The sequence below is a fragment of the Lyngbya aestuarii BL J genome (assembly GCF_000478195.2).
GTDB lineage: Bacteria > Cyanobacteriota > Cyanobacteriia > Cyanobacteriales > Microcoleaceae > Capilliphycus > Capilliphycus aestuarii.
This window is the reverse complement of sequence record NZ_AUZM01000353.1, coordinates 1-487: the sequence shown is the minus strand read 5'-3', so window position 1 is coordinate 487 and position 487 is coordinate 1. Positions and strand designations below refer to the sequence as shown.

Genomic DNA, 487 nt, shown 5'->3' with positions numbered 1-487 from the left:
TTTTGTGGGGATAGGCTTGGTGGCCTACATCCCAGACGACTTTATCTCGATCTAAGTCCAGAGTTTGGTAGAGGGCGAGAGTGAGTTCTACGACTCCTAAACCTGGGCCTAAATGTCCGCCTGTTGCGGCGACTGTTTCTAAGTGTTTTTCACGAATTTGTCGGGCAATTTCTTGCAATTCGTGAATCGATAAACCATGTAGCTGATTCGGATGAGTAATTTCACTCAAATGCATACGTCTAAATACCCGCGCTAGCCATTACTTAAGGTAACGTGTAAAAAGCAAATATGGATCGGTTTACTTACCGTCCAAGTTAATGCACAGATGTCATGGTAGCAGGGGAAAGGGATCTGCGATCAAGTTGATTGTAATTTGTTATCGATCAGATCCGTCTCAGAACTCAGGTTTTCGGGGGTCAAACAGGGTAAATTCCGGCTTTTTGCGAGGGAATTTTGGGTGAGCGAGTGCTGTGGTAATTGCGATCAG

At 45.2% G+C, this 487-nt stretch carries 1 protein-coding gene; it reads right to left on the bottom strand.

The features are described from left to right. Window positions 1–235, bottom strand: a 235-nt coding sequence (locus M595_RS28485; protein WP_023069801.1) for a 1-deoxy-D-xylulose-5-phosphate synthase N-terminal domain-containing protein, incomplete at its 3' end; no start/stop codon positions are given. Window positions 236–487 lie beyond the last annotated feature (252 nt).